This window comes from Pseudomonas sp. BW16M2 (assembly GCF_014268865.1).
In the GTDB taxonomy this organism is placed as follows: domain Bacteria; phylum Pseudomonadota; class Gammaproteobacteria; order Pseudomonadales; family Pseudomonadaceae; genus Aquipseudomonas; species Aquipseudomonas peradeniyensis.
On sequence record NZ_JABWRI010000002.1, the window covers coordinates 225439 to 251231 of the forward strand.

Below are 25793 nucleotides of genomic sequence, written 5' to 3' on the forward strand. Positions count from 1 at the left end.
ATGGACACGGGGACACGACTCAAACTGGTGCGTGAACGCAACAACCTCTCCCAACGGGAACTGGCCCGCCGCAGCGGCCTGACCAACTCGACGATCTCGCAGATCGAGCAGAACCGGGTCAGCCCTTCGGTCAGTTCCCTCAAGAAACTGCTCGAAGGGATCCCCATGTCCCTGGCGGAGTTTTTCAGTTTCGACGAGCCGGTGCGCGAGGAACGTTACGTTTTCCGTGGCGGCGAGCAGCCCGACCTGGGCCGTAACGGCCTGCGCATGCTATTGGTTGGTGCCAGTGTCGAAGGCCGGCAGATGCGCATGCTGCGCGAGCTGTATGCGCCGGGTGCCGACTCCGGCGAGCCGATCGTCCACGCCGAAGGCGAGGAATGCGGCCTGGTCACCCGAGGCACCATGGAGCTGTGGGTCGATGGCCAGGTCAGTGTGCTCAACGCGGGCGACGGCTACTACATCCCCACCACCCTGCCCCACACCTTCAAGAACATCGGCCCCGACGAGGCCGAGATCATCAGTGCCAACACCCCGGCGAACTTCTGATTCGCGCATGACCACCGTCGCCAGCCGCGAGGCGTACCAGTGCCTGCGCGATACCGCCCTTGGCGTGCGGCCGCTGGTGACGATCGCCCGCCTGGCCGGCGGGCAGGTCGAGGTGCTGATCGACGGCTGGCGCCTGACCCTGGTGCTGGACGGCGAAGGCCTGGCCCACTGCAGCCATTGCCAGAGCCCGGATGGACGCCGGGGCGCGCTGGTCGACTGGCACCGCTACGGCACCAATCCGGTGGATCACCTGAGCCTCTGGGAACGCGGGCAACTAGAGCGACTGCTGGCCTGACCCGTGAGCAATCCCCTGTAGGAGCGGCATGGCCAGATCGTCATGCCTGCCGGGCCAAGGCCTGCTCGACGAAATCCAGCCGGTCCTGGCCGAAGTACATCTGCCCGTCGACGAAGAACGTCGGCGCGCCGAACACGCCGCGCTCAACCGCCTCCTCGGTGGCTTTGCGCAAGGCGTCCTTGACCTCCGGCCGCGCGGCCAGCGCCTGGAACATCTCGGCATCAAAGCCACCTGCGGCCAGGGTCTCACCCAATACCGCAGGGTCTCCCAGATTACGTCCGTGCACGAACAGCCCTTCGAACAGCACCTTCAACAGCGCCTCGAACCGCGCTTCGGCAAACAACTGAACGCCGATCAGCCCGCGCATCAGGTTCAGGGTATTGATTGGAAACCCTGGCGGCAGGGTCAGGGGTACGCCATAGCGATCGGCATAGCGCTTGAGGTCGATGCGCATATAGCGCCCCTTGGCCGGCACCATGACCGGCGAGGCGTTGCCGGTGGCCTGGAACACCCCGCCCAACAGGATCGGTTTGTACACCAACCGCGCCCCGTGACGCGCGCACAGGGCGGGTAGCTGGGTCGAAGCCAGGTAAGTGGCCGGGCTGCCCAGGTCCAGGAAGAACTCGACGGTCTTGCTCATGATTCGTTCCTTGTATGAGGGTGGGACTTACCAGCGCTCCATCCACGGGCGCAGGTCAAGTTCGAAGGTCCAGGCATCCCGTGGCTGGGCGTGCAGGAACCAGTAGCTGTCGGCAATGTGCGCGGGATCGAGGATGCCGTCCTGGTCCTTGAGCGCATAGCGTTCGGGGAAGCTGTCGCGGATGAACGCGGTATCGATGGCGCCGTCGACCACCACATGGGCGACATGGATGTTCCGTGGCCCCAGCTCCCGCGCCATGCTCTGGGCCAGGGCGCGCAGGCCGTGCTTGGCCCCGGCGAAGGCGGCGAAACCGGCCGCGCCGCGGGTGCCGGCAGTGGCGCCGGTAAAGAGAATGGTGCCGCGCTCGCGGGTCACCATGCGCCGGGCGACCGCCTGGGCGGTGAGAAAGCCGGCGAAGCAGGCCATCTCCCAGATCTTGAAGTACTTGCGCGGGGTTTCCTCGAGGATGCTGCACGGGACATTGGCGCCGATATTGAAGACAAAGGCGTCGATCGGGCCGATATCGCGCTCGATGGTCTCGACCAGCTCGGCCACCTCCTCTTCCTTGCGCGCATCCGACCCGAAGCCATGAGCCTGACCGCCCGCGGCGCGGATCTCGTCGAGCAACGGCTGCAGCTTGTCCGCCTGGCGCCGGGTGACACAGGCGACATACCCCTCGCGGGCGAAACGCTTGGCGATCTCGCCACCAGTGGCGTCGCCCGCGCCGATCACCAGCACGACCTTTTGTTGTTCTACCATGGACCGCTCCATTGATGAATGATCGTTTAGTAAACGAACGCTATGCTACGATCAGCTTATCGTCAAGCCCGCGCCAAGAGGTTCCGCGCATGCGCTACAGCACCGACCACAAGCAACAGACTCGCGAGAAGCTGCTCGCCAGCAGCGGCGCCCTGGCCAAGCGCGGGGGTTTCGCCGCCACCGGCGTGGCCGGATTGATGAAGGCCATCGGCCTGACCGGCGGCGCCTTCTACAACCATTTCCCGTCCAAGGACGACCTGTTCAGCGAGATCGTCCGCCGCGAACTGGCCAACAGCCCGTTGGCGCGTCTGGTCGAGCGTGGCACCGATCGGCCCCGGCTCAAGCGCCTGCTCGACCAGTACCTGACCCTGGCCCACCTGCACAATGCCGAGGGCGGCTGCCCGCTGCCGCCATTGGGCGTGGAAATCGCCCGCGCCGAGCGCCCGGTGCGTGAGCAGGCTGAGCACTGGCTGGTGGAACTGCACCAGGCGTGGAGCGAGACCCTCGACGACCCCGAGCTGGCCTGGGCCTTGCTCAGTCAGTGCGTCGGCGCGCTGGTGGTGGGCCGTATGCTGGCCAGCGAGCCAGTGCAGGCGCAGGTGCTGGACGCCAGCCGTAAACTGGTCGGACGGGTCTTCGATGAGGCTCGCTAGTACCCTGCTCGGACTGCTGCTGGCCCTGCCCGCCTTCGCCCAGGAACGTTGCCCGACCGGGCAATACCAGGTATGCCTGGTGGTGTGTTTCTGCGCGCCCATCGACCCCAACCAGGGCGGCCAGGTGCTTCAGGATGTCGAGCGCATGGCCACCGGCAGCCTGGTGTTCGCCCTGCGCCAGGCCCGCGACGAGGCCACCGCCAGCGGCAGCCAGCCGATCCCCTTGCATATCCGCGCCCAACTCGAGCCCTGGTACGACTTCGCCGTGCTCGACGCGGCGCGCTACCGGGTGGGCGATGAACAGCAGATCAGCGCCGCCAACGCACTGCTGCAGAACCCGGACGTCAACGCGGTGACCCTGATCGACACCATCATCTTCCGCCGCAGCGCCGATGCCGAGGACAACGTGGCGCTGTGGGCCCATGAGCTCAAGCATGTGCAGCAGTACCAGGAACTGGGGGTGGAGGAATTCGCCCGGCGCTATACCCGCGATTACCAGACGCTGGAGGGGCCGGCTTACGAGATCGAGGCGCAGGTGGCCAAGGCTTTGCGCGAAAAGGCATCCGGCGGGCCACGCTGACTACCGAGTTACACCGCTCCTACAGGGAATGATACTGCCTTGAAACCATGCGTCCGGATCGATGACCGCACCCGACCTATCATTGCGCGTGATAATAACCTTCGCTCCGTTTGATTCGTGCGCCGCGCGCAAGACACTCACACTCCGCCCACTACTAATACATTGGCGGAGTTCTCCATGGATCACTCACTCAAACCCTTGCGCTTCCCCCTCGCTGCCCTGGCAGTGGTGGTGCTCAGCGCTTGCGGTCGCACCCCCGACGCCGTGCAGGCTCCCGCCGCGCCCAAGGTCAGCGTAGCCAAGGTGATCGAACAGCCGATCAACGAATGGGACGAGTTCACCGGCCGCCTCGAAGCGCCGGAAACCGTCGAAGTGCGGCCACGGGTGTCCGGCCAGATCGACCTGGTGGCCTTCACCGAAGGCGCCCAGGTCAAGAAAGGCGACCTGCTGTTCCAGATCGACCCGCGCCCGTTCCAGGCTGAAGTGCGCCGCCTCGAAGCCCAACTGCAGCAAGCCAAGGCCACCGCCATCCGCAGTGCCAACGAAGCCCGCCGTGGCGAGCGCCTGCGCGACAGCAACGCGATTTCCGCAGAACTGGCCGAGTCGCGCAGCAGCGCCGCCGCCGAGGCCCGCGCCGGGGTCGACGCGATCCAGGCCCAGCTCGACCTGGCCCGCCTGAACCTGAGCTTCACCCGCGTCACTGCGCCGATCAGCGGCCGCGTCAGCCGCGCCCAGTTCACCGCCGGTAACATCGTCAGCGCCGACGTCACCCCGCTGACCAGCGTGGTCTCCACCGACAAGGTCTACGCCTACTTCGACGCCGACGAGCGCGTGTACCTCAAGTACAGCCAGCTCGCCCGCGACGGCCAGCGCGGCCAGAGCACCCCGGTGTACCTGGGCCTGACCAACGAGACCGGCAATCCGCACCTGGGCCAGATGAACTTCGTCGACAACCAGGTCAACCCGCGCACCGGCACCATCCGTGGCCGCGCCGTGTTCGACAACCGCGACGGCCAGTTCACCCCCGGCCTGTATGCACGCCTGAAGCTGGTCGGCAGCGCCCAGTACGAAGCCGTGCTGATCAACGACGAAGCGGTCGGCACCGACCTTGGCAAGAAGTTCGTGCTGGTCATGGACAAGGACAACAAGGCCGCCTACCGCGCCGTGGAACTGGGACCGAAGCTCGAAGGCCTGCGCATCGTCCGTAGCGGCCTGGGCAAGGACGACCGCATCGTGGTCAAGGGCCTGCAGCGTGTGCGCCCGGGTTCGCCGGTCACGCCTGAGGAAACCCAGATGGCCAGCGAACAGACCCTCGCCGCCCTCGCCCAGCAGCGCCAGGCCCTCGAAGCCAGCAACCCGGCGCCGAAGGTTGCCGGCGCCAATGTCAAAGTCGCCAGCGCCCAAGCGCCGCGCGGTTAAGGGACAACACCGATGAACTTTTCGAAATTCTTCATTACCCGGCCGATCTTCGCCGCGGTGCTGTCGCTGGTGCTGCTGATCGCGGGCTCGATCTCGCTGTTCCAGCTGCCGATCAGCGAATACCCCGAAGTGGTGCCGCCCACCGTGGTGGTGCGCGCCAACTTCCCCGGCGCCAACCCCAAGGTGATCGGCGAGACCGTCGCCGCGCCGCTGGAGCAGGCCATCACCGGTGTCGAGAACATGCTGTACATGTCCTCGCAATCCACCGCCGACGGCAAGCTGACCCTGACCATCACCTTCGCCCTCGGTACCGACCTGGACAACGCCCAGGTGCAGGTGCAGAACCGCGTGACCCGCACCCAGCCCAAGCTGCCGGAAGAGGTGACGCGCATCGGTATCACCGTCGACAAGGCCTCGCCCGACCTGACCATGGTCGTGCACCTGACCTCGCCGGACAACCGCTACGACATGCTCTACCTGTCCAACTACGCCATCCTCAACATCAAGGATGAGCTGGCGCGCCTGGGCGGCGTCGGTGACGTGCAGCTGTTCGGCATGGGCGACTACTCGCTGCGGGTGTGGCTCGACCCGAACAAGACCGCTTCGCGCAACCTGACCGCCAGCGATGTGGTGTCCGCCATTCGCGAGCAGAACCGCCAGGTCGCCGCCGGCCAGCTGGGTGCACCGCCCGCCCCGGGTTCGACCAGCTTCCAGCTGTCGATCAACACCCAAGGCCGCCTGGTCAACGAGGAAGAGTTCGAGAACATCATCATCCGCGCCGGTGCCAACGGCGAGATCACGCGCCTGAAGGACATCGCCCGGGTCGAGCTTGGCTCCAGCCAGTACGCCCTGCGTTCGCTGCTGAACAACCAGCCGGCGGTGGCCATCCCGATCTTCCAGCGTCCGGGCTCCAACGCCATCGAGATCTCCGACGAAGTGCGGGCGAAAATGGCCGAGCTGAAGAAAGAGTTCCCGGAAGGCATGGACTACAGCATCGTCTATGACCCGACCGTGTTCGTCCGTGGCTCCATCGAAGCGGTGGTGCACACCCTGTTCGAAGCGCTGATCCTGGTCGTGCTGGTGGTGATCCTGTTCCTGCAGACCTGGCGCGCCTCGATCATCCCGCTGATGGCCGTGCCCGTCTCGCTGATCGGCACCTTCGCGGTGATGCACCTGTTCGGCTTCTCGCTCAACGCGCTGTCGTTGTTCGGCCTGGTACTGGCCATCGGTATCGTGGTGGACGACGCCATCGTCGTGGTGGAGAACGTCGAGCGTAACATCGGCCTTGGCCTGAAACCGCTGGAAGCCACGCAGAAGGCCATGAGCGAAGTGACCGGCCCGATCATCGCCACCGCCCTGGTGCTGTGCGCCGTGTTCGTGCCCGCCGCGTTCATCTCGGGGCTTACCGGGCAGTTCTACAAGCAGTTCGCCCTGACCATCGCCATCTCCACCGTGATCTCGGCGTTCAACTCGCTGACCCTGTCGCCGGCCCTGGCTGCCGTGCTGCTGAAGGACCACCACGCGCCCAAGGACCGTTTCTCGCGGTTCCTCGAGAAGCTGCTGGGCAGCTGGCTGTTCGCCCCGTTCAACCGCTTCTTCGACCGCGCCAGCCATGGCTATGTCGGCGGCGTGCGCCGGGTCATCCGCTCCAGCGGCATTGCCCTGTTCGTCTATGCCGGTTTGATGGGCCTGACCTACCTGGGCTTCTCGTCCACCCCGACCGGCTTCGTCCCGGCCCAGGACAAGCAGTACCTGGTGGCCTTCGCCCAGCTGCCTGACGCCGCCAGCCTCGACCGTACCGAGGCGGTGATCAAGAAGATGAGCGAGATCGCCCTCAAGCAACCGGGCGTGGCCGATTCGGTGGCCTTCCCGGGCCTGTCGATCAACGGCTTCACCAACAGCCCGAACAGCGGCATCGTGTTCACCCCGCTCAAGCCGTTCGACGAGCGCAAGGACCCGAGCCAGTCGGCGGCGGCCATCGCGGCGGCCCTGAACGCCCAGTTCGCCGATATCCAGGACGCCTACATCGCGATCTTCCCGCCTCCGCCGGTTCAAGGCCTGGGCACCATCGGCGGCTTCCGCCTGCAGATCGAGGACCGCGGCAACCTGGGCTACGAAGCGCTGTACAAAGAGACCCAGAACATCATCGCCAAGAGCCACAACGTGCCGGAACTGGCGGGCCTGTTCACCAGCTACCAGGTCAACGTGCCGCAGGTCGATGCCGCCATCGACCGGGAAAAGGCCAAGACCCACGGCGTGGCGATCAATGACATCTTCGACACCCTGCAGGTCTACCTGGGCTCGCTGTACACCAACGACTTCAACCGTTTCGGCCGCACCTACCAGGTCAACGTCCAGGCCGAGCAGCAGTTCCGCCTCGACGCCGAGCAGATCGGCCAGTTGAAGGTGCGCAACAACCTCGGCGAGATGATCCCGCTGGCGACCTTCCTCAAGGTCAGCGACACCTCCGGGCCTGACCGGGTGATGCACTACAACGGCTTCATCACCGCCGAAATCAACGGTGCCGCGGCCCCCGGCTACAGCTCCGGCCAAGCCGAAGCCGCGATCGAGAAACTGCTCAAGGAGGAACTGCCCAACGGCATGACCTTCGAATGGACCGACCTGACCTACCAGCAGATCCTCTCGGGCAACACCGCGCTGTTCGTGTTCCCGCTCTGCGTGCTGCTGGCCTTCCTGGTGCTGGCCGCCCAGTACGAGAGCTGGAGCCTGCCGCTGGCGGTGATCCTGATCGTGCCGATGACCCTGCTGTCGGCCATCACCGGGGTGATCGTCTCCGGTGGCGACAACAACATCTTCACCCAGATCGGCTTGATCGTACTGGTGGGCCTGGCGTGCAAGAACGCGATCCTGATCGTCGAGTTCGCCAAGGATGAACAGGCCAAGGGCCTCGACCCGCTGGCCGCCGTGCTGGAAGCCTGCCGCCTGCGCCTGCGGCCGATCCTGATGACCTCGATCGCCTTCATCATGGGCGTGGTACCGCTGGTGTTCAGCTCCGGCGCCGGTTCCGAGATGCGTCATGCCATGGGTGTGGCGGTGTTCTCGGGGATGATCGGGGTGACCGTGTTCGGCCTGTTCCTGACCCCGGTGTTCTTCTTCCTGATCCGCCGTTTCGTCGAGCGTCGCCAGGCCCGCAAGGCCGAGCACGCAGTGGCGCTGGAGAACCATGCATGAAGTTGCTCAAACCCCTGACCCCGAGCCTGCTGGCACTGGCCCTGGCGGCCTGCGCGGTAGGTCCGGACTACAAGGCCCCGCTGACCGAACCGGCCAAGCTGGACGCCGGCCTTGAGGCCAAAGCCTATGACCGCAGCCGCTTCGAGAGCGTGTGGTGGAAACAGTTCGACGACCCGGTGCTGAACCAGTTGGTGCAGGCATCGCTGGACGGCAACCGCGACCTGCGCGTGGCGTTCGCCCGCCTGAAAGCGGCGCGGTCGATTCGCGAGGACGTGTCCAACGACCAGATCCCCGTGGTCACCAGCCGCGCCAGCAGCGACCTGGGCAAGGGCCAGGTGCCCGGCCAGACCGAGCGCCGGATCAACAGCGAGCGCTATGACCTGGGCCTGGACATGGCCTGGGAGCTCGACCTGTTCGGCCGCATCCAGCGCCAGATCGAAGCCAGCGAAGCGCAGGAAGCGGCCGCCGAAGCCGACCTGCAGCAGCTGCAGGTCAGCCTGATCGCCGAGCTGGTCGACGCCTACGGCCAGTTGCGTGGCGCCCAATTGCGCGAGCAGATCGCCGTGGCCAACCTGAAGACCCAGCAGCAGTCGCGGGACATCACCGTGACCCTGCGCGACACCGGGGTCGGCAACGAGCTCGACGTGGTCCGCGCCGACGCCCGCCTGGCGGGTGTCGAAGCCACCGTGCCACAGCTGCAGGCCGAACAGGTGCGGGCGAAGAACCGCATCGCCACCCTGCTCGGCCAGCGCCCGGACGCCCTGAGCGTGGACCTCTCGCCCAAGGCCCTGCCGGCCATCGCCAAGGCCTTGCCGGTGGGCGATCCCGGCGAGCTGCTGCGCCGCCGCCCGGACATCCGCAGCGCCGAGCGCCAGCTGGCGGCGGCCACGGCCAACGTCGGCGTGGCCACCGCCGACCTGTTCCCACGGGTCAGCCTCAGCGGCTTCCTCGGCTTCACCGCCGCGCGCGGCTCGCAGATCGGCTCCTCGGCGGCCAACGCCTGGGCGCTGGGCCCGAGCATCACCTGGGCAGCCTTCGACCTGGGCAGCGTGCGCGCCCGCCTGCGCGGGGCCAAGGCCGATGCCGAGGGCGCCCTGGCCAACTACGAACAGCAGGTGCTGCTGGCCCTGGAGGAATCCTCCAATGCCTTCAGCGACTACGGCAAGCGCCAGCAGCGCCTGCTGGCGCTGATGCGCCAGAGCGACGCCAGCCGCAAGGCGGCGGAACTGGCCTCGGTGCGCTACCGCGAAGGCACGGTGGACTACCTGGTGCTGCTCGACGCCGAGCGCGAACGCCTGAGCGCCGAAGACGCCCAGGCCCAGGGCGAGGTCGAGCTGTACAGCGGCATCGTCGCGATCTACAAGGCGCTGGGCGGTGGCTGGCAACCCGATGTGGTGGCCAGCTCGCACTGAGCGCCCCCCTGATGTGAAGACTCCTTTGGTTGGTTCCTCCCCCAACCGTTTGCCCCGAAGGCCTTGGTCTTCGGGGCTTTTTTATACCTCGCTGGCGGAGCATGCTCCCTGCAGGACATGCTCCCTGGCCCGGGCAATCGCCGCCTGTATCGCCCCTCGCGCCTGGGGGCTGTTCTTCCAGCAACTGCTGCCCACCAGCCCGGCCGCCTCGCTGACGATCTGCAGGGCATCGGCCCCGGCCAGTCGTGCCAGCGAGTCATAACCCAACTGCTCGAGCCGCTGCACCACGGTCGGCCCCACGCCCTTGACCGCCAGCAATACCGCCCGCTCATCCGCGCTGAACGCCATCTTCACCTCCCTGTGCCGTCATGGCTTTGCAAGTCCCGCGAATAATGGCATATATCGTGGTCTGCCCGCCCACCTTCCCCAGGAGACTTCCCATGCTCGGCGTGACCGACTACGGCGCATTCGTGATTGCGTTCCTCATCCTCCTGGCGATCCCCGGCCCCGGCAACTTCGCCCTGATCACCGCCACCGGCAAGGGCGGCATCAAGGGCGGGCTGGCCGCCACCTTCGGGGTGATCCTCGGCGACCAGGTGCTGATGTGGCTGGCGGTGGCCGGTGTCGCCACCCTGCTGGCCGCCTACCCGGCCGCCTTCCATGTGGTGCAGTGGGCCGGCGCCGCCTACCTGGCCTGGCTCGGCCTGCGCATGGTGCTGAGCAAGCCCGGCGGCGCGCCGCGCGACAGCGGCATGGCCAGCGGCCACTACCTGCGCCAGACCATGATGATCACCCTGCTCAACCCCAAGGCGATCATGTTCTACATGGCGTTCTTCCCGCTGTTCATTGACCCGGTGCGCCACCAGGGCGTGGTGACCTTCGCCTTCATGGCGCTGACCGTGGCCGGCCTGACCCTGCTCTACGGCCTGGTGGCGGTACTGCTCACCCACCGCCTGGCCGAGCGCATGCGCGCCAGCCCGCGCATCGCCAACCTGCTCGAACGCCTGGCCGGCGCCTGCCTGGTGGGCTTTGGTATCAAGCTGGCGGCGATGCGCTGAGCCTCAGGCGTCGCGCAACAGGTCGTGGGCGTCGAGCAGGCGGAAGGCCACCTGCGGATTGCGCTCCAGCCCGCGACGGATGGCGGCGGGAATCGACTGGCGGGTCTTGCGGCACAGCCCCGGCTGCGCTTCCAGCTCGATGACGATGCCACGCATGGTGCGCACTTCGTTGAAGCCCGGGGCGATATGCACGCGGATACCCAGTTGCTCGTAGAGGCGTGACTGCAGGCGCAGCAGGTCTTCAAGATCCCTGAGGTTCTCCAGGCGCTCGACCAAGCGCTTTTCTTCCTCCCGGGTGAGCAGCAGGATGCGTCGTTCGGGGCCGTCGGCCAAGTCTTCGCGGCCGCAGTCACAGGCGCCCGGCGGACAAGGATGGCGTAAGGGAGGCAGATTGGTCATGGGGCAAGGATAGTCGCTACTCGACTACTGCAGGAAGTGGCCGCGACCTGTCCTGACTATCCTCCCGCCAACAGACTCCGGTCGAACATGAACGCCCCGCTCCCCTGTGGGGTATGTCGGTACAGTTGCTGTGGCCGCCCCAGCCTGGGCTGGTTCTTCTCTCCGGTGTCCTGCACCCAGCCTTCGCTCTTCATGCGCTCCAGGCGTTTGCGCATCGAGGTGTTGTTGACCGGCTGTCCCAGGCACGCCTGTGCGGCGGCCAGGGCGTCCAGCACGGTGAACCGCTCGGGTGCCAGGTACAACGGCAGGTTGGTGTACACGGCCTTGGCCGCCAGCCGTTCATAGGCGCGCTCAACCAGCAAGCGGTGGTCGAACGGCAATGGTGGTTCATTATCCAGGACGCCTTGCAGATCGAAGAAGGCAATCTGCAGATCCTCCACCACGACCGCAGAATCGAGCAATGCCAGGTAGTAGGTGCTCAAGGTCCACCCTCTCGGATCGCGAGACCCATTACCCTCGGTGCCGACCTGCTCCAGGTGGCGCGGGTACACCTTGGCCTTTTCCGCAAGGGCCCGGCAGGCAGCGGCATCCAGGTTGTTGTCCGCAGTACTGCCATTGACGATGACGCCCGGCAAGGCCCACTGGCCCTTGTAGGGCTCGCGTTCGCGCGGGGACAGCAACACCTCCAGGCGCTGGCTGTGTGGCGACAGGCGCAGGGTGACGATATCGACACTGGCCAGGACTTCAGCTGTGCTCACGGAACGGTTCCTTAATCAACATCCGCCTATATTCCACCAGGGAGATTAAATAGAGCAAGTCTGCCCCCATAAGTAAAATAACCTTGACACACTTAATTCACCAGGTGAAATATATAGCCATTCCAGCCGAGGAGCTTCCTCCGATGAAAATCGCCAGTTTCGATGTCGACGCGCAGAACGGCTTCACCGCCAACGCCCCCCATGAGCTGCCGGTGCCCGACGGCCACCTGATTGCCCCCGCGCTCAACGCCATGGCCCAACGTGCCTCGCTGCGCCTGGGCAGCAAGGACGCCCACCCGGCCAACGCCGCCTGGGTGGTCGCCGAGCCGGGCCAGATGCTGCAACCATTGTCCCTGGCCAATGCCGACCTGACCTGGGTCAGCCACTGCGTCCCCGGCACGCCGGGCTTCGAGCTGCTGCCCGGACTACCCGCCCCCATCGACTACGACTACTTCGTCTGGAAAGGCGTCGAGCCCGACCTGCACCCTTATGGCGCGTGCTACCACGACCTGGCCGAGCGCCGCTCCACCGGCGTCATCGAGTACCTCAAGGTGCAACAGGTACAGGCGATCATCGTTGGCGGCCTGGCACTGGACTACTGCGTGCGCACCACTGCCCTGCAACTGCGCCGCGCCGGTTTCGAGGTGCTGCTGTACCTGCCGGCCTGCCGTGCCCTGAGCGCCGAGGGCGCACAGGCGGCCTGCGATGAAATGGCCAGCACCGGCATCCACCTGTGCGCCGACGAACAGGTCCTCGATACCCGGCTCGACCAACTCAAGGAGGCCCGCCCATGAGCGACAGCGTCTTTGGCCCACGGATCATCCAGAACCTGCTGGATACCGATTTCTACAAGATCACCATGATGCAGGCGGTGCTGCACAACTACCCCAACGCCGAGGTGGAATGGGAGTTCCGCTGCCGCAACGACGAGGACCTGGCGCCCTACCTCGCCGAGATACGCTACCAGGTCGAGCAGTTGGCCGATGTCTCGGTCACCCACGACCAGTTGGCCTACCTGGAGAAGATCCCGTTCATCAAGCCAGACTTCATCCGCTTCCTCAGCCTGTTCCGCTTCAACCTGCGCTATGTGCAGGTCGGCCTGGACGATGCCGGGCAACTGGCGATTCGCATACGCGGCCCATGGTTGCACGTGATCCTGTTCGAGATCCCGCTGCTGGCGATCATCAGCGAGGTACGCAACCGCTACCGCTATCGCGAGGTGCTGATCGAGCAGGTCGGCGAGCGCCTGTACCAGAAACTCGACTGGCTCAGGGCAGAAGCCAGCAACGACGAGCTGGCTGGTCTGCAACTGGCCGACTTCGGTACCCGCCGGCGATTCTCCTACCGGGTACAGGAAGAAGTGGTGCATATCCTCAAGCGTGATTTTCCCGGGCGTTTCGTCGGTACCAGCAACGTGCACCTGGCCCGCGAATACCAGATCAAGCCCATCGGTACCATGGCCCACGAATGGTTCATGGCCCACCAGCAGCTTGGTCCGCGCCTGGTCGACAGCCAGGCCGCCGCACTGGAATGCTGGGTACGTGAATACCGTGGACAGCTGGGCATCGCCCTGACCGACTGCATCGGCATGGATGCGTTCATGCACGACTTCGACCTGTACTTCGCCAAGCTGTTCGACGGCCTGCGCCATGATTCGGGCGAGCCGCTGGCCTGGGCCGAAAAAGCCATCGCCCACTATCAGCGGCTGGGGATCGACCCGAAGGGCAAGACGCTGATCTTTTCCGATGGGCTGGATTTCCAGAAGATGCTTAAGCTGTACCGTGCATTGAACGGCAGGATCCACGTCAGCTTCGGCATCGGCACCAACCTCACCTGCGATATCCCCGGGGTAAAGCCGATGAACATGGTTATCAAGATGACCGCCTGCAACGGCGCGCCGGTGGCGAAAATTTCCGATAGCCCGGGCAAGACCCAGTGCCGGGACGAGAATTTCGTGGCATACCTGCGGCATGTGTTTGAAGTTGGCTGACTCGAGGCCGGATTGCGCGTCCAGCTTACAGAAATGGCCGGACTCTCGAAGGCCAGTTGATCAAAACGCCGGGATCCTTTGACATCAAGCACCATGACTCTCTGGGACTGAACACCTAGGGTGCGGATGGTTAGCAACGCTTTGGCGCAGCTTACCGAAACCGCCATCACACGTTAAACTGGGCGGATAACTCCAGATCAGTCCTCCAGCACATGCGCATCCTGCCAGGCCTCAATTAGCTCAGAGCGCCCGACCCCACGTGCAGCGGCTGCATACGCCTCCAGGAATGCAGGCTCCTCCATCCAGTCCTCTGGCCTGCCCTCAATACGCTGCCCATAAGCCGTTAAGACGATGACTTGGTAGTCCACCTCATCATCCAGATAGGCCATTTCTGCCTGACCGGTCTCAATCATGAGGGTCTTCAGCATCTCGACCATGCTGATCACTTCAGCTTCGGCCAGCTTAAAAAGCAAACTCACCATCCCCTCGCCCAGCATGCGCAGTGTTTCTGCGCCATCATCGTTGACCACCTTCCGCGAGACCCTGGTCTCCTTTGCCTTGAGCTTGGCGCGTTTGGCTCTCTTGGCTTTCTTCCTGTCTGACGCCATTGTTTTCATCCTTAAGTGATCGAAACGGCGAGCAATGCGCTCCCGTCAAATGCTCGTAGTCAACAAGCAGGCGACTCCGACCTGCCCGATTTCTTGGTCACGTCTTCACCCTCGCATCGACTATTTTGCATGGGTAGGTACAGCATCTCGGTCTGCTTTCTCGAGTGGGGTAAAAGGTCTGACAGGACAGATTAGCAGGCAGATAGCTTTCCCCTTGCAGATGACCAATGCAGCAACGGCAGCGTGGCGGTCGCCAGTATTGGCCTACTGAGGCCTTTAAGCGAATACCGGCAAGTGGCGTGAAGCGGTTCAACTTTTCGAAGGCCTCGTACACAATCAGACTGAGACTTCTCGGGCTCTGGGTGCCCAGTCGACCGCAGCAATGCATTTATAGTGATCACGCGCGTTCAGGATCGGGGCAGGCTTCTTTGCGCTTGAGACCCCGGGCTGAATAATGAAGTCGATAGTTGGATACGGCTGAGCAAGCTCAGCATTCGTGCTCTAGGAGGAGCAGCATGCAGTTTGTAGCAGATGGGCCTGACGTTCCCGAAGAGCTTTTGCAGGCACATGAAGAAGGACGAGTGGTTTTCTTCTGCGGAGCAGGCATTTCATACCCTGCGGGTCTGCCCGGTTTCGAGGGCCTGGTTGAGGAGATCTATAAGCTCTCGGGAACGACGAAAAGCGAGATCGAGCTGGAGGCATTCAAAAGCGGAAAATACGATGCGACCCTCGACCTTCTCGAGAGGAGGCTACCCGGCCAACGCGTAAAAGTGAGGTCTGCGTTAGCTGCAGCGCTGAAACCTAAACTCAGGCGCAAAGACGCCTTGGCAACACACGAAGCGTTGCTAAGGCTTGCGCACACGAGGTCTGGAGCACTCCGGCTTGTAACCACGAATTTCGACAGACTTTTCGACGTAGCGGCTACGCGCTCCAAGCAGAAGCTGAAGACCTACACCGCCCCCATGCTGCCCATCCCCAAAAACAGTCGTTGGAACGGGTTGGTCGCGCTGCATGGTGCACTGCCTCTACCGGGCGAGCCTGAAGAACATGCGCTGAATCGGTTGGTTGTCACCAGTGGTGATTTTGGCCTCGCATACCTGACCGAGCGCTGGGCGGCGCGGTTTGTGAGTGAGCTCTTCCGGAACTACATCGTTTGCTTCATCGGGTACAGCATTAACGACCCGGTGCTCCGCTACATGATGGATGCACTCGCTGCTGACCGGATGCTAGGTGAAACCACCCCGCAGGCTTGGGCCTTCGGTGACTACCAGCCAGGCCAAGAAGACCGCAAGACCACCGAGTGGAAGGCCAAGGGTGTAGCACCCATCCTCTACAAAGTGACACCAGACAACTACAGTCACTGGCGCCTGCACAACACTCTCCGTTCGTGGGGCGAGACCTACCGCGACGGGATCACCGGAAAAATGCAGATGGTGTCGGTGAACGCCATCGCTCGCCCCGCCTCCAGCACCAAGGAAGATGACTTTGTTGGGCGAATGCTTTGGGCCCTCGCAGACAAGACCGGCGCTCCGGCCCGTCAATTCGCAGAGCTCAATCCTGCTCCTCCTCTGGAATGGCTGACACATGCGTTCTCAGAGCCCCGTTTCAGGCATTGTGACCTCACTCGATTCGGCATCTCTGCTTCATTGGAAGTGGATCAGGATCTGCGATTCAGTCTGATCGATCGTCCAACTCCTCACGGACTTGCGCCCAGGATGCAGCTTGCGTCTGGCGTTCTGAACAATGTCGCAATGGACGAGGTCATGCGCCACCTTTCGCACTGGCTGGTCAGGCATCTGAATGACCCCCAACTACTGATGTGGGTTGTGTCACAGGGTGGCGTCCTGCACAGCTATCTCCGGACATTGATCGAGAGGCGACTGGATGACCTGGCGTTCTCACAAACCGGTGGGGGGAGTTTGGAGATCAAGGAAATCCAGGCGCACTCCCCCAATGCAATTCCGTCTCCACAGATGGAGCTGTTGTGGCGTATTTTGCTCAGCGGTCGAATCAAGTCGCTCTCACAACATACTGGACTTCACAGCTGGCTATGCCGCGTCAGAACAGAAGGCATGTCGGTATTGCATCGACTAGAGCTTCGCGCATTACTTGCACCCAAATTGCTGCTCAGGGGGGCGATGCACTGGGGGAGCAATGCCACCGAGACTGATGGATCAGTGCGCCTCAGAGAGAGCTTGAATTGGGAGCTCGCCCTTGCCTCAAATAATGTCCGCTCCACGCTACAAGACCTTATGAATTGTAACTTGAGAGGATTTCAATCCGCCCTAATCGATGACTTCGAGCGGCTCCTGCTAGAGGCGTTAGATCTTGCGAGCCTGCTGGGCGACGCGACTAACCGCTCAGACAGATCCTTCAGACACTTGCCTTCAGTCGTACCGCACCCCCAGAACCGGGGCTTCCGGGACTGGGTCACGCTCATCGAACTGCTACGCGATTCGTGGCTTGCTCTTCGGCTGGCAAATCCAAGTCACGCCAGCCAAATCGCGGTACGGTGGTTCGATATGCCCTACCCAGCGTTCAAGCGTTTAGCATTCTTCGCAGCCAGCCAGAAAGATTGCGTCAACCAGAATACATGGGTGTCTTGGCTCACGGCCGACAATGGCTGGTGGCTGTGGTCGATTGAAACCCGGCGAGAGGTACTTCGTCTCCTGGTGCTTCAGGGTAGCCAACTACCTAGGTCAGCCGGAGCGCAGCTACAACGTGCGATGCTCAAAGGCCCCCCAAGCGATCTCTACCGCCCTGGATCAGAGCCGGGGCACGTTCGCGGCGCCACAGCTCGCTTAATGTGGCTGCTCCTGGCAAAGCTCGAAAGCTCAGGGTTCACACTAAATGCCTCAGCCTCCAAACGGCTAAAACAGCTGTCAGCGGCCAACCCCCTCTGGCGAGTATCGGAAAATGAGCGTGATGAGTTCTCCTCCTGGATGTCTGGTACTGGTGACCCCGACTTCGAAAGCAGCATTGAGGTCAGCGTCGCGCCTGACAATAAGGCTGAGCTGATCGAATGGCTCAAATTACCGGCCAAGGATGCAAATGGGATCAGCCGCGACACATGGAGCGAGAAATGTCGAACGCGCCCACTGACCACTCTTCACGCGCTCTCCGAACTTTCCTCACAGGGGATATGGCCGATTGAACGCTGGAGGGAAGCACTCAGAGCATGGTGGGATAGACGCTTGCATGCACGATTTTGGACGCATGCAGCTCCCGTAGTGCTAGCCATCCCTGCCGATCAACTGGGGGAAATCGCTCATAGCGTTTCCAACTGGTTGGAAGTCTTATCCGAGAAGACGACGATCAAGAATGAGGATCAGCTCTACGCACTGTGCCGACGCCTGATGGATCTACCGTGTGCATCAGATGCTGAATCAGAGGACGATCCCACAACTGCTCGTCCCGTTTCTGAAGCCATCAACCATCCCGTAGGAATGGTGACTCAAGTCCTGATCAATCATTGGTACCGGCAATCCCCTCGCGATAACGAACGGCTACCCTCTGCACTCTCGGGCTTTTTCACGGAGCTGACGGACACGAAAATCCAGCGCTACCGTCATGGTCGAGTGATCTTAGGATCGCACCTGATTTCGCTCTACCGAGTAGACAACGAATGGACGGAGCAGCATCTGCTCCCGCTGTTGAATTGGGAGCGAGATGCGGTTGAAGCCAAGGGCATCTGGGAAGGGTTTCTGTGGTCGCCGCGACTGTACCAACCGCTGCTAGCAGCCTTCAAAACTGAATTCCTGCAGACCGCAGAACACTACGAGGAGCTGGGTGAGCACAAGCAACAATTTGCTGCTTTCTTTACTTATGTAGCAATAGGCCCAGTTGAAGGCTACTCCGACCAAGAGCTTCGCACCGCCTTCGCAGCCCTCCCCGTTGATGGCCTGGAGGAGTCCGCACAGGCGCTCTCGCAAGCGTTGGAAGGTGCAGCGGGCCAGCGGGAGGAACACTGGTCACACCGTATTCAGCCATTCTGGGAGCAAATATGGCCAAAAAGTCTGGAGCTGAGATCTGAGCGAATCGCAGATTACCTCGCACAGCTAGCATTGGCCGCTGGCAAAAAATTCCCTGTAGCCCTGAAGGCTGTCTTCGATTGGTTGATGCCGCTGGAATACTGTTATTCCGTGATGCAGGGCCTTACAGAATCAGGTTATTGCAGTGATTATCCAGCGGACTCGCTGGAGCTCCTCGCGGCTGTCACCGGGGAACATCAAGTCTTCACCCTCGAAGATCTACGACAATGCTTAAAATCAATCGAGAGGTCAGAACCGGCTCTCAGGGACACACCTCAATTCAGGAGGCTCTACGAGCTTTCACTTCGTTTGAGAGGCTAAGCCTGGGCTGTCCCTCGCAACCTAGAAAACTGAGAATCGAATGCACTATCGAAAGGGCATGCAGGAACCCAAGGGTTTGAGTCCGACTTCCTGCTAGAAGCGTCATCATAAGCAGTTAAATTTTTTGGCATCCCGCTCGTTCTTCTGGAGCCGCATACAGCCATCCAAGCCCGATTTTTCCGCAATTCTTTACGTGGGGGGGGGAAGACGACATCGACCCGCCCCTGGTCAACCTATCCTGCCCCCCCCGATCGGCCTCCACGACCGACAGGATTTGATAAGTGCGTTGGCATGACATCTATCCACTCGTCTAGTGGGCGGCGGCCTACCCCTATGGTAAGGACAGTACACAAACACTGAAAGGAAGCAAAATGCTCGAAACCGAATCGAAAAAGCTCGTCCGCCGCCCTATCACCACTGCGATCCCTACAGGCAAAATTCTGTGCCGTGATGACTTAGTTGATGATCAGATTTTCCTGAAGAAATACCTGGCCTTTAACAATGGGAAGAAGCAAGCACTGCTCTCCCGCCTGCCACTGGACAATATCCTCAATGGCTTTTTCCAGAGGAACAACGGGCGCTTCGACTTTATCGAAGACCCTGTTCGCAGGGAAATGGTTGACCATGCCAAGGAAATGATCAGATCCGGGCACCGACCAGCCCTCTACGTCTACAAAAACATAAACTCGGACTCAGACGCTAGGTACATCGCGCCTGATGACACCGACGTCTACGTGGCTTACAAGGAATTAGGGATCCACAGTGTGCCCGTGGTCATCCTGGAGGCCTCTGCCGATCTTGTGGAAAGCGCATTCCAGGTAAGACACCAATTTTTCCACGAGGAGAATCTCGGTGGGTTCATCTGCGCCACGATGTCCCTACCGGAGAAAGGCGAGTATTACTCGCTTCTGGGCTCAAAGGAGTTCGCCGACAACGACTCGAAGCTCGAGCATCTCCAAAGCACCATTGAAGCCCTGACAGAACAAGTGAAGGAATTCCACGGGGCCTACAGCACAGGCATCCATTACCATCAGACGCTGTTCTCCGTCCTTTATCGCCTGAGTGAAAACATTCAAGCAATCAGACTGCTGATCAAAAACAGCTTCTACTACCAAGCGGTCGCCTTGCTTCGATCTGTTTATGAAATCTCGCTGGACTTCTACGTCGATTGGCTAGCGCCAGAGCAGGTGGGTTTTTGGCTACAGACGCATTCTGCAGTCGATCGCAAAGGGTTCGACATGGCTCTGGTTCTGGCCTCTAAATCCGACAACACCAAAAGAAATAAGGTCTGGGCCGAGAGCCTGAGGTACTGCTATGATTTTTTGAGCAATGTCAGCAATAAAGCCCAGATGTCCCCGCTCGGACGAAGCTTCTACGACACCGTCTATACGTTCACTTCGGAAGTCATCCATCAAGACTTCAACATGACGGAGGTCTATGCGATCCGTATGGAAAATCCGGAACACCGCAGCTTTGATGTTAAGGCCATCACCACCTTGGTTCAGTGCGTAGACATGATCGCCGGGAAGGTCTGCTTGCGTATCCATCAGGACATTGGCGCGGCTAACGACGTGATTTAGTGGTTTGGGCTGACCGTGCTTCGTGATGTGGCACTGCTCACTACTAGAATAATAAGGAGTGGCTCTCGGCTTATCTACGAGACCGCTCCTATTTTGACACTAGCTTCGACACATCTCAAACCATCGAGGCGTCATTGACCGGCAGCATTGCCGCACCTATCAGGACATGCCATTATTAACCTATAACAAAAAATCAGAGGTAAATCTTATGAGCACTCTTTCCCCGTCCATCTCGGTTGACGCTCACAACTCCGCAAGATACGTCGTTAAGCATACGACGAGCAAAATCGAATCAATCAACAAATCATTTTTTCAGCGCATTGGACTAGCCTACCGACTGGCAGACTTTGTTGCGTACTCCTACCCACGCAATCGATATGCCTCAAAAGCCGATTTTGTCGGAGACATGTTACATCTTGGGTTCAGCAAAGGCCATAGCGAGGAGCTTTTGAGAGCTAGAAAATGGGATGCAAGAATGGCGCTTGTGTGGAGTTATCTAGACCCGACAGAACGCAAACTGTCACAAGCACTTGACTATTCTGAACTAGAGAACTACTGGCCTAACCTTGACTTCTTAGAGTTTGACTGCACATCTTCATACAGAACAGCTGAAGACTACTTCGTGACTAAGCCGATGCAACCATTACTATAGCAGCAGCTTTCATATCTTCGAGCGTAGCGTGCTCCGCGCTGTGCCAGCGCATGCACTATATCTCGCCGTTCCGTTGACCCATATTAGGGTATGTGCAGGAAGAAGGAACAGGGCCAATTTTTCACACTGAGCTGGCTCAGCTGAAAAGGCTCACTCGGAACAAGCCCCCCCTACTTGGTATCGATCTTTATGCTTAGCTAACGCTGCCAACCTACGAAATCGTGGACTTCACACTACTTACAACCCTGGGCACGCTACGGGACATTCCGGAGCTCAAAGGCCGATCGGTTGCAGGTCACCCTAAAGACGTCCCAGGGCAGCCAGGCTACCATCCTCAGCTGGTAGGAGATGAGTTTCTCCTGAAGAGCGGGCTTTCGCACCCCGTCATGTTGTTCAGCTGAAAATCCTCAACCATGAGCAGTTTTTTGCCTTCCATTCACAACCGCACGCGTGCCCTACGCCTAGGCTCGAAATCGGGAGCGCAAGGCTACGGCGAGGTGGGAGAAGTCCAGAATAGACGGCTCTAGGGGGCGAGGTGCATTTTTGGCAATTCTCGCGCCCGTTCGGGCAAATTAGCGAAACCACGAATGGTTCATGGCCCACCAGCAGCTCGGTCCGCGCCTGGTCGACAGCCAGGTCGCCGCGCTGGAATGCTGGGTACGTGAATACCGTGGCCAATTGGGTATCGCCCTGACCGACTGCATCGGCATGGATGCGTTCATGCACGACTTCGACCTGTACTTCGCCAAGCTGTTCGACGGCCTGCGCCATGACTCGGGCGAGCCGCTGGCCTGGGCCGAGAAGGCCATCGCCCACTACCAGCGGCTGGGCATCGATCCGCGTGGCAAGACGCTGATCTTTTCCGATGGGCTGGATTTCCAGAAGATGCTCGAGCTGTACCGTGCGTTGAATGACAGGATCCATGTCAGCTTCGGCATTGGCACCAACCTCACCTGCGACATCCCCGGGGTAAAGCCGATGAACATGGTGATCAAGATGACCGCCTGCAACGGCGCGCCGGTGGCGAAGATCTCCGATAGCCCGGGCAAGACCCAGTGCCGGGACGAGAATTTCGTGGCATACCTGCGCCACGTGTTCAAGGTGGCATGACCTTGGTGGGAGCGGGCTTGCCCCGCGATGCCTTACCGGCCCTGATCGCGGGGTAAGCCCGCTCCCACAAAGCCCCCTCCTGCAAAGGCCACTCCCACGATCGCCAGCCAGGCTTTTTCATCCGCCCCCTCGTTGCCACGCACATTTGCTTGTATGGTGTTGTCCAAGAAGGATGTTTTACCCGCACAGGAAAGACCAGATGCCCCAACGCAATGTCATCAACGCCTCCGTCAGCCCCAAGGGCAGCCTGGAGACGCTGTCGCAACGTGAAGTCCAGCAACTGAGTGAAGTCGGTACCGGCAGCCTCTACACCCTGTTCCGCCAGTGCGCCCTGGCCATCCTCAACACCGGCGCCCATGTCGACAACGCCAAGACCATCCTCGAGGCCTACAAGGACTTCGAAGTACGCATCCACCAGCAGGACCGCGGCGTGCGCCTTGAGCTGCTCAACGCCCCGGCCGACGCCTTCGTCGATGGCGAGATGATCGCCAGCACCCGCGAGATGCTGTTCAGCGCCCTGCGCGACATCGTCTACACCGAGAGCGAGCTGGCCAGCCAGCGCATCGACCTCGAGAGTTCCCAGGGTCTCACCGACTACGTCTTCCACCTGCTGCGCAACGCCCGCACCCTGCGCCCGGGCGTCGAGCCGAAGATGGTGGTGTGCTGGGGCGGCCACTCGATCAGCAGCGAGGAGTACCAGTACACCAAGAAGGTCGGCCACGAGCTGGGCCTGCGCAAGCTGGATGTCTGCACCGGTTGCGGCCCGGGCGTGATGAAGGGCCCGATGAAGGGCGCCACCATCGCCCACGCCAAGCAGCGCATGCACGGCAGCCGCTACCTGGGGCTGACCGAGCCAGGCATCATCGCCGCCGAGGCGCCCAACCCGATCGTCAACGAACTGGTGATCCTGCCGGACATCGAGAAGCGCCTGGAGGCCTTCGTCCGCGTCGGCCACGGCATCATCATCTTCCCCGGCGGCGCCGGCACCGCCGAGGAGTTCCTGTACCTGCTCGGCATTCTCATGCACCCGGACAACCAGGACCTGCCGTTCCCGGTCGTGCTCACCGGGCCGCGCAGCGCCGAAGCCTTCCTGCAGCAGTTGCACGCCTTTGTCGGCGCCACCCTCGGCGAGGCCGCCCAGCGTCACTACCAGATCATCATCGACGATCCGGCCGAAGTGGCCCGGCAGATGGTCGAGGGGCTCAAGGCGGTCAAGCAGTTCCGCCGCGAGCGCAACGACGCCTTCCACTTCAACTGGCTGCTGAAGATCGACGAGGGCTTCCAGCACCCGTTCGACCCGACCCACGAGAACATGGCCAACCTGGCCCTGCGCCGCGAACTGCCGCCCCATGAACTGGCGGCCAACCTGCGCCGGGCGTTTTCCGGGATCGTCGCCGGCAACGTCAAGGACAAGGGTATTCGCCTGATCGAGGAGCACGGGCCGTACCAGATCCGTGGCGACGCGGCGATCCTCGACCCGCTCGGGCGCCTGCTGCAGGCGTTCGTCGACCAGCACCGTATGAAACTGCCCGGCGGGGCCGCGTATGTGCCGTGCTATGAGGTGGTGGCCTGAGGCTTGCTTCCCCTGTGGGAGCGGCTTGCCCCGCTCCCACAGGGGGCTATTGCCAGCAACATTCTGCAGACATTTCCTACCGCAGGCAGTGAACCTGCCTACAAAAAAACGGTCTTTCGCTGACGGTCAATCCACCCGACCGGATCGCCGGCCCAGTCATCGGGCCTTCATTCGTCCTGTTTCAGCGAAGACCAGCATGCCAGACATCCAGCCCGCTTCCCCTGCCCTCACCGCCCTGCGCGGTGGCCTGATCGCCGCCCTGATCGCCCTTGCCGTTCCGGCCCACGCCGAAGAACCGGCCAGCGATGCGCGCTGGGTCAGCGACAGCCTGAGCACCTACGTGCGCAGCGGTCCCACCGATGGCCACCGCATCGTCGGCACGCTCAAGTCCGGACAGAAGGTCAGCCTGGTGACCAGCCAGGGCAACTACAGCCAGGTGCGCGGGCAGAACGGCGACCTGGTGTGGATCCTCAGCAACGACCTGCAGGCCGTGCCCGGCCAGAACGAACGCCTGCCGCAGCTCGACGCCCAGGTGGCCGAGTTGTCCGGCCAGTTGAAGAACATCGACGACAGCTGGAAGAACCGCGTGCAGGGCATGCAGGAGACCCTCGACTCGCGCAAGGCGCTGATCGACGAGCTGGAAAGCCGCAACAAGGCGCTCAACGAGCAACTGGCGCAGAGCCAGTCGACCCTGCGCGACACCCAGGCGCGCCTGGGTGACGAGAACAAGCAGGTGATGATGCGCTACATGGTCTACGGCGGCAGCATCGCCGGGGCCGGGCTGCTGGCGGGGTTGATCCTGCCGGCGCTGACCCGCGGTCGTAAACGCAACGACCGCTGGTTCTGAGCGAGGGGCCAGGGGCAAGGGCGTGCAGACACGTTGCCCCCGGCCACTGCTCAGGGCTCCTGGATACCCGTGGTATCGCCGATCAACGACTCGGCCTTCAGTGCCGGCGGCGCCTGCTTGCGCAGTTGCGCCACCTGCCCCGCCTTCACCGCCGGTGCCTGGTTGCCCCAGCTGCCGCGGATGAAGTTGACCACATCGGCCACCTGCTGATCCGACAGCCGCCAGCCGAAGCCCGGCATGCTGAAGGTCGAGGGCGCCGTCGCCGTGGCCGGCAGGGTCGCACCCTCCAGCACGATATGGATCAACGAGGTGGCATCCTCGCCCTGAACCACCGGGTTGCCGGCAAGCGCCGGGAACACCCGGGCGTAGCCCTTGCCGTCGGTGCGGTGGCAGGCACCGCAGTTGTCGACGTAGAGCGCCGCGCCGGTCTTGCCGTCATTGCCCTGCCAGAGTGCCTGGGCGACGGCAGGATCCTCGTGGAACGGCTTGTCGTCAGGGTTCACCGGCGGCAGGGTCTTGAGGTAACGGGCGATGGCCGTCAGGTCGGCGTCGCTCATGTACTGCATGCTGTGCTCGACCACATCGCTCATGCCGCCGAACACCGCGGTGCGCTCGTTGCGCCCGGTCTTGAGGAAGGCAACGATCTGCGCCTCGTCCCAGCTGCCCAGGCCATCCTTGTGGTCACCGCGCAGGCTCTTGGCGATCCAGCCCTCCACGGGCGCGCTGCCGGACAGGAACGCCGCGCCGTCGCCGGCATCCAGGGCTTTTTCCTGCATGGTCAGCGCCCGCGGCGTGTGACACGCGCCACAGTGCCCCAGCCCTTCGACCAGGTAGGCGCCGCGCGCCACCAGCGGATCGCGCCCGGCGGCTTCGAACGGCTTGACCGGCGGCGCGAACAACCCGCGCCAGAACGCCAGCGGCCAGCGCATGCTCAGCGGCCAGGGAATGTCGCTGTCCTTGTTCTGCTGCTCCACCGGCTGCACGCCGTGCATGAAGTAGGCGTAGAGCGCCTGCATGTCCTGGTCGCTGACACGTGCGTAGGAAGGGTACGGCATGGCCGGGTACAACGTGCTGCCGTCCTTGCCGATGCCCTGGCGCACGGCGCGTTCGAAGTCCTCGTAGCTGTACTGGCCGATACCGCTCGCATGGGGCGTGATATTGGTCGAGTACAGGGTGCCGATGGGCGTTTCCATGGGCAGCCCGCCGGCGAAGGGCTTGCCGCCCTTGGCGGTGTGGCAGGCCACGCAGTCGCCGGCGCGGGCCAGGTATTCACCTTGCCTGACCTGCGCCGGGTCCACCGCGTCGGCGGCCTGCAGCAAGGTACTGGCGCCCAGGCCCAGCATGGCGATGAGCAATGTCTTCATGTTGGC

The 25793-nt window shown here is 62.3% G+C and carries 21 protein-coding genes and 1 pseudogene; 15 read left to right on the forward strand and 7 right to left on the reverse strand.

Annotated features, from left to right (window positions below):
• Together HU735_RS04005 and HU735_RS04010 are read left to right on the forward strand one after the other, a co-directional pair.
• Positions 1-546, forward strand: coding sequence for a cupin domain-containing protein (locus HU735_RS04005; RefSeq protein WP_050705832.1), 546 nt, complete (start codon positions 1-3; stop codon positions 544-546).
• Positions 547-553: 7 nt separating this feature from the next.
• Positions 554-841: a hypothetical protein gene (locus HU735_RS04010; protein ID WP_186712505.1), complete on the forward strand. Its 288-nt coding sequence runs from the start codon at positions 554-556 to the stop codon at positions 839-841.
• 40 nt (positions 842-881) lie between these two features.
• On the opposite strand, the gene HU735_RS04015 is transcribed toward HU735_RS04010, so the two are convergent.
• Together HU735_RS04015 and HU735_RS04020 are read right to left on the reverse strand one after the other, a co-directional pair.
• On the reverse strand, positions 882-1481 hold the full coding sequence (locus HU735_RS04015) for a 2-hydroxychromene-2-carboxylate isomerase (RefSeq protein WP_186712506.1): 600 nt from the start codon (positions 1479-1481) through the stop codon (positions 882-884).
• 27 nt (positions 1482-1508) lie between these two features.
• The gene (locus HU735_RS04020) at positions 1509-2240 is read right to left on the reverse strand and encodes an SDR family oxidoreductase (RefSeq protein WP_186712507.1); all 732 of its coding nucleotides are present in this window, start codon (positions 2238-2240) and stop codon (positions 1509-1511) included.
• Between the two features lie 89 nt (positions 2241-2329).
• Here HU735_RS04020 and HU735_RS04025 point away from each other — a divergent pair, with 89 nt between their 5' ends.
• The 5 genes from HU735_RS04025 to HU735_RS04045 all read left to right on the forward strand — a co-directional run bounded on the left by HU735_RS04025 (position 2330) and on the right by HU735_RS04045 (position 9496).
• Entirely contained in the window at positions 2330-2893 is a 564-nt protein-coding gene (locus HU735_RS04025; protein ID WP_186712508.1) for a TetR/AcrR family transcriptional regulator, read from the forward strand.
• A complete protein-coding gene (locus HU735_RS04030) occupies positions 2880-3473 on the forward strand; it encodes a DUF4157 domain-containing protein (RefSeq protein ID WP_186712509.1) in 594 nt (197 codons plus the stop codon). The genes HU735_RS04025 and HU735_RS04030 overlap by 14 nt, the downstream gene beginning before the upstream one ends.
• 177 nt (positions 3474-3650) lie before the next feature.
• On the forward strand, positions 3651-4892 hold the full coding sequence (mexE, locus tag HU735_RS04035) for a multidrug efflux RND transporter periplasmic adaptor subunit MexE (RefSeq protein ID WP_186712510.1): 1242 nt from the start codon (positions 3651-3653) through the stop codon (positions 4890-4892).
• A 12-nt stretch (positions 4893-4904) separates the two neighbouring features.
• Positions 4905-8084, forward strand: a complete 3180-nt coding sequence (locus tag HU735_RS04040; protein WP_186712511.1) for an efflux RND transporter permease subunit — start codon at positions 4905-4907, stop codon at positions 8082-8084.
• A complete protein-coding gene (locus HU735_RS04045; RefSeq protein ID WP_186712512.1) occupies positions 8081-9496 on the forward strand; it encodes a TolC family protein in 1416 nt (471 codons plus the stop codon). Before HU735_RS04040 ends, HU735_RS04045 begins: the two co-directional genes overlap by 4 nt.
• Positions 9497-9577: 81 nt before the next feature.
• Here the strand turns inward: HU735_RS04045 and HU735_RS04050 are convergent, their stop codons facing one another.
• Positions 9578-9844 carry a helix-hairpin-helix domain-containing protein gene (locus tag HU735_RS04050; protein WP_186712513.1) on the reverse strand — a complete coding sequence of 89 codons (267 nt, stop codon included), beginning with the start codon at positions 9842-9844 and terminating at the stop codon, positions 9578-9580.
• Positions 9845-9936: 92 nt separating this feature from the next.
• Between HU735_RS04050 and HU735_RS04055 the strand changes: the two genes are divergently transcribed.
• A complete protein-coding gene (locus HU735_RS04055; RefSeq protein WP_186712514.1) occupies positions 9937-10554 on the forward strand; it encodes a LysE family transporter in 618 nt (205 codons plus the stop codon).
• A gap of 3 nt (positions 10555-10557) precedes the next feature.
• Here HU735_RS04055 and HU735_RS04060 read toward each other — a convergent pair whose 3' ends face one another.
• Together HU735_RS04060 and HU735_RS04065 are read right to left on the reverse strand one after the other, a co-directional pair.
• Positions 10558-10953, reverse strand: coding sequence for a hypothetical protein (locus HU735_RS04060; RefSeq protein ID WP_186712515.1), 396 nt, complete (start codon positions 10951-10953; stop codon positions 10558-10560).
• A 56-nt stretch (positions 10954-11009) separates the two neighbouring features.
• A complete protein-coding gene (locus HU735_RS04065) occupies positions 11010-11711 on the reverse strand; it encodes an NUDIX hydrolase (RefSeq protein WP_186712516.1) in 702 nt (233 codons plus the stop codon).
• Positions 11712-11854: 143 nt separating this feature from the next.
• Here HU735_RS04065 and HU735_RS04070 point away from each other — a divergent pair, with 143 nt between their 5' ends.
• Together HU735_RS04070 and pncB are read left to right on the forward strand one after the other, a co-directional pair.
• On the forward strand, positions 11855-12505 hold the full coding sequence (locus tag HU735_RS04070; protein WP_186712517.1) for a nicotinamidase: 651 nt from the start codon (positions 11855-11857) through the stop codon (positions 12503-12505).
• Positions 12502-13701: a nicotinate phosphoribosyltransferase gene (gene pncB / locus HU735_RS04075; RefSeq protein WP_186712518.1), complete on the forward strand. Its 1200-nt coding sequence runs from the start codon at positions 12502-12504 to the stop codon at positions 13699-13701. Before HU735_RS04070 ends, pncB begins: the two co-directional genes overlap by 4 nt.
• A gap of 197 nt (positions 13702-13898) precedes the next feature.
• Here pncB and HU735_RS04080 read toward each other — a convergent pair whose 3' ends face one another.
• A complete protein-coding gene (locus HU735_RS04080) occupies positions 13899-14309 on the reverse strand; it encodes a hypothetical protein (RefSeq protein ID WP_186712519.1) in 411 nt (136 codons plus the stop codon).
• 515 nt (positions 14310-14824) lie between these two features.
• On the opposite strand from HU735_RS04080, the gene dsr1 reads away from it, so the two are divergent.
• The 5 genes and pseudogenes from dsr1 to HU735_RS04105 all read left to right on the forward strand — a co-directional run bounded on the left by dsr1 (position 14825) and on the right by HU735_RS04105 (position 24423).
• Positions 14825-18661: an anti-phage defense-associated sirtuin Dsr1 gene (gene dsr1, locus HU735_RS04085; protein ID WP_186712520.1), complete on the forward strand. Its 3837-nt coding sequence runs from the start codon at positions 14825-14827 to the stop codon at positions 18659-18661.
• A gap of 371 nt (positions 18662-19032) precedes the next feature.
• A complete protein-coding gene (locus HU735_RS04090; RefSeq protein WP_186712521.1) occupies positions 19033-20241 on the forward strand; it encodes a DUF5677 domain-containing protein in 1209 nt (402 codons plus the stop codon).
• A 1234-nt stretch (positions 20242-21475) separates the two neighbouring features.
• A pseudogene (locus tag HU735_RS04095) lies at positions 21476-22003 on the forward strand (nicotinate phosphoribosyltransferase); the annotation flags it as partial.
• Between the two features lie 199 nt (positions 22004-22202).
• Entirely contained in the window at positions 22203-23576 is a 1374-nt protein-coding gene (gene ppnN, locus HU735_RS04100) for a nucleotide 5'-monophosphate nucleosidase PpnN (protein ID WP_050705798.1), read from the forward strand.
• Between the two features lie 196 nt (positions 23577-23772).
• Complete coding sequence (locus HU735_RS04105) at positions 23773-24423, forward strand: TIGR04211 family SH3 domain-containing protein (RefSeq protein ID WP_186712522.1); 651 nt, start codon at positions 23773-23775, stop codon at positions 24421-24423.
• A gap of 50 nt (positions 24424-24473) precedes the next feature.
• Here HU735_RS04105 and HU735_RS04110 read toward each other — a convergent pair whose 3' ends face one another.
• Positions 24474-25787 (reverse strand): cytochrome c, encoded by a 1314-nt coding sequence (locus HU735_RS04110; protein WP_186712523.1) that lies wholly within the window; start codon positions 25785-25787, stop codon positions 24474-24476.
• Between the last annotated feature and the right edge of the window lie 6 nt (positions 25788-25793).

Excerpts from the sequence above, each read along its gene's own strand:
- HU735_RS04090 (WP_186712521.1), top strand. The coding sequence starts at position 19,033 with ATGCTCGAAACCGAATCGAAAAAGCTCGTCCGCCGCCCTATCACCACT.
- dsr1 (WP_186712520.1), top strand. The coding sequence starts at position 14,825 with ATGCAGTTTGTAGCAGATGGGCCTGACGTTCCCGAAGAGCTTTTGCAG.
- HU735_RS04060 (WP_186712515.1), bottom strand. The coding sequence starts at position 10,953 with ATGACCAATCTGCCTCCCTTACGCCATCCTTGTCCGCCGGGCGCCTGT.
- HU735_RS04050 (WP_186712513.1), bottom strand. The coding sequence starts at position 9,844 with ATGGCGTTCAGCGCGGATGAGCGGGCGGTATTGCTGGCGGTCAAGGGC.
- HU735_RS04070 (WP_186712517.1), top strand. The coding sequence starts at position 11,855 with ATGAAAATCGCCAGTTTCGATGTCGACGCGCAGAACGGCTTCACCGCC.
- HU735_RS04030 (WP_186712509.1), top strand. The coding sequence starts at position 2,880 with ATGAGGCTCGCTAGTACCCTGCTCGGACTGCTGCTGGCCCTGCCCGCC.
- mexE (WP_186712510.1), top strand. The coding sequence starts at position 3,651 with ATGGATCACTCACTCAAACCCTTGCGCTTCCCCCTCGCTGCCCTGGCA.
- ppnN (WP_050705798.1), top strand. The coding sequence starts at position 22,203 with ATGCCCCAACGCAATGTCATCAACGCCTCCGTCAGCCCCAAGGGCAGC.
- HU735_RS04040 (WP_186712511.1), top strand. The coding sequence starts at position 4,905 with ATGAACTTTTCGAAATTCTTCATTACCCGGCCGATCTTCGCCGCGGTG.
- HU735_RS04015 (WP_186712506.1), bottom strand. The coding sequence starts at position 1,481 with ATGAGCAAGACCGTCGAGTTCTTCCTGGACCTGGGCAGCCCGGCCACT.
- pncB (WP_186712518.1), top strand. The coding sequence starts at position 12,502 with ATGAGCGACAGCGTCTTTGGCCCACGGATCATCCAGAACCTGCTGGAT.
- HU735_RS04005 (WP_050705832.1), top strand. The coding sequence starts at position 1 with ATGGACACGGGGACACGACTCAAACTGGTGCGTGAACGCAACAACCTC.
- HU735_RS04080 (WP_186712519.1), bottom strand. The coding sequence starts at position 14,309 with ATGGCGTCAGACAGGAAGAAAGCCAAGAGAGCCAAACGCGCCAAGCTC.
- HU735_RS04020 (WP_186712507.1), bottom strand. The coding sequence starts at position 2,240 with ATGGTAGAACAACAAAAGGTCGTGCTGGTGATCGGCGCGGGCGACGCC.
- HU735_RS04105 (WP_186712522.1), top strand. The coding sequence starts at position 23,773 with ATGCCAGACATCCAGCCCGCTTCCCCTGCCCTCACCGCCCTGCGCGGT.
- HU735_RS04055 (WP_186712514.1), top strand. The coding sequence starts at position 9,937 with ATGCTCGGCGTGACCGACTACGGCGCATTCGTGATTGCGTTCCTCATC.
- HU735_RS04025 (WP_186712508.1), top strand. The coding sequence starts at position 2,330 with ATGCGCTACAGCACCGACCACAAGCAACAGACTCGCGAGAAGCTGCTC.
- HU735_RS04110 (WP_186712523.1), bottom strand. The coding sequence starts at position 25,787 with ATGAAGACATTGCTCATCGCCATGCTGGGCCTGGGCGCCAGTACCTTG.
- HU735_RS04045 (WP_186712512.1), top strand. The coding sequence starts at position 8,081 with ATGAAGTTGCTCAAACCCCTGACCCCGAGCCTGCTGGCACTGGCCCTG.
- HU735_RS04010 (WP_186712505.1), top strand. The coding sequence starts at position 554 with ATGACCACCGTCGCCAGCCGCGAGGCGTACCAGTGCCTGCGCGATACC.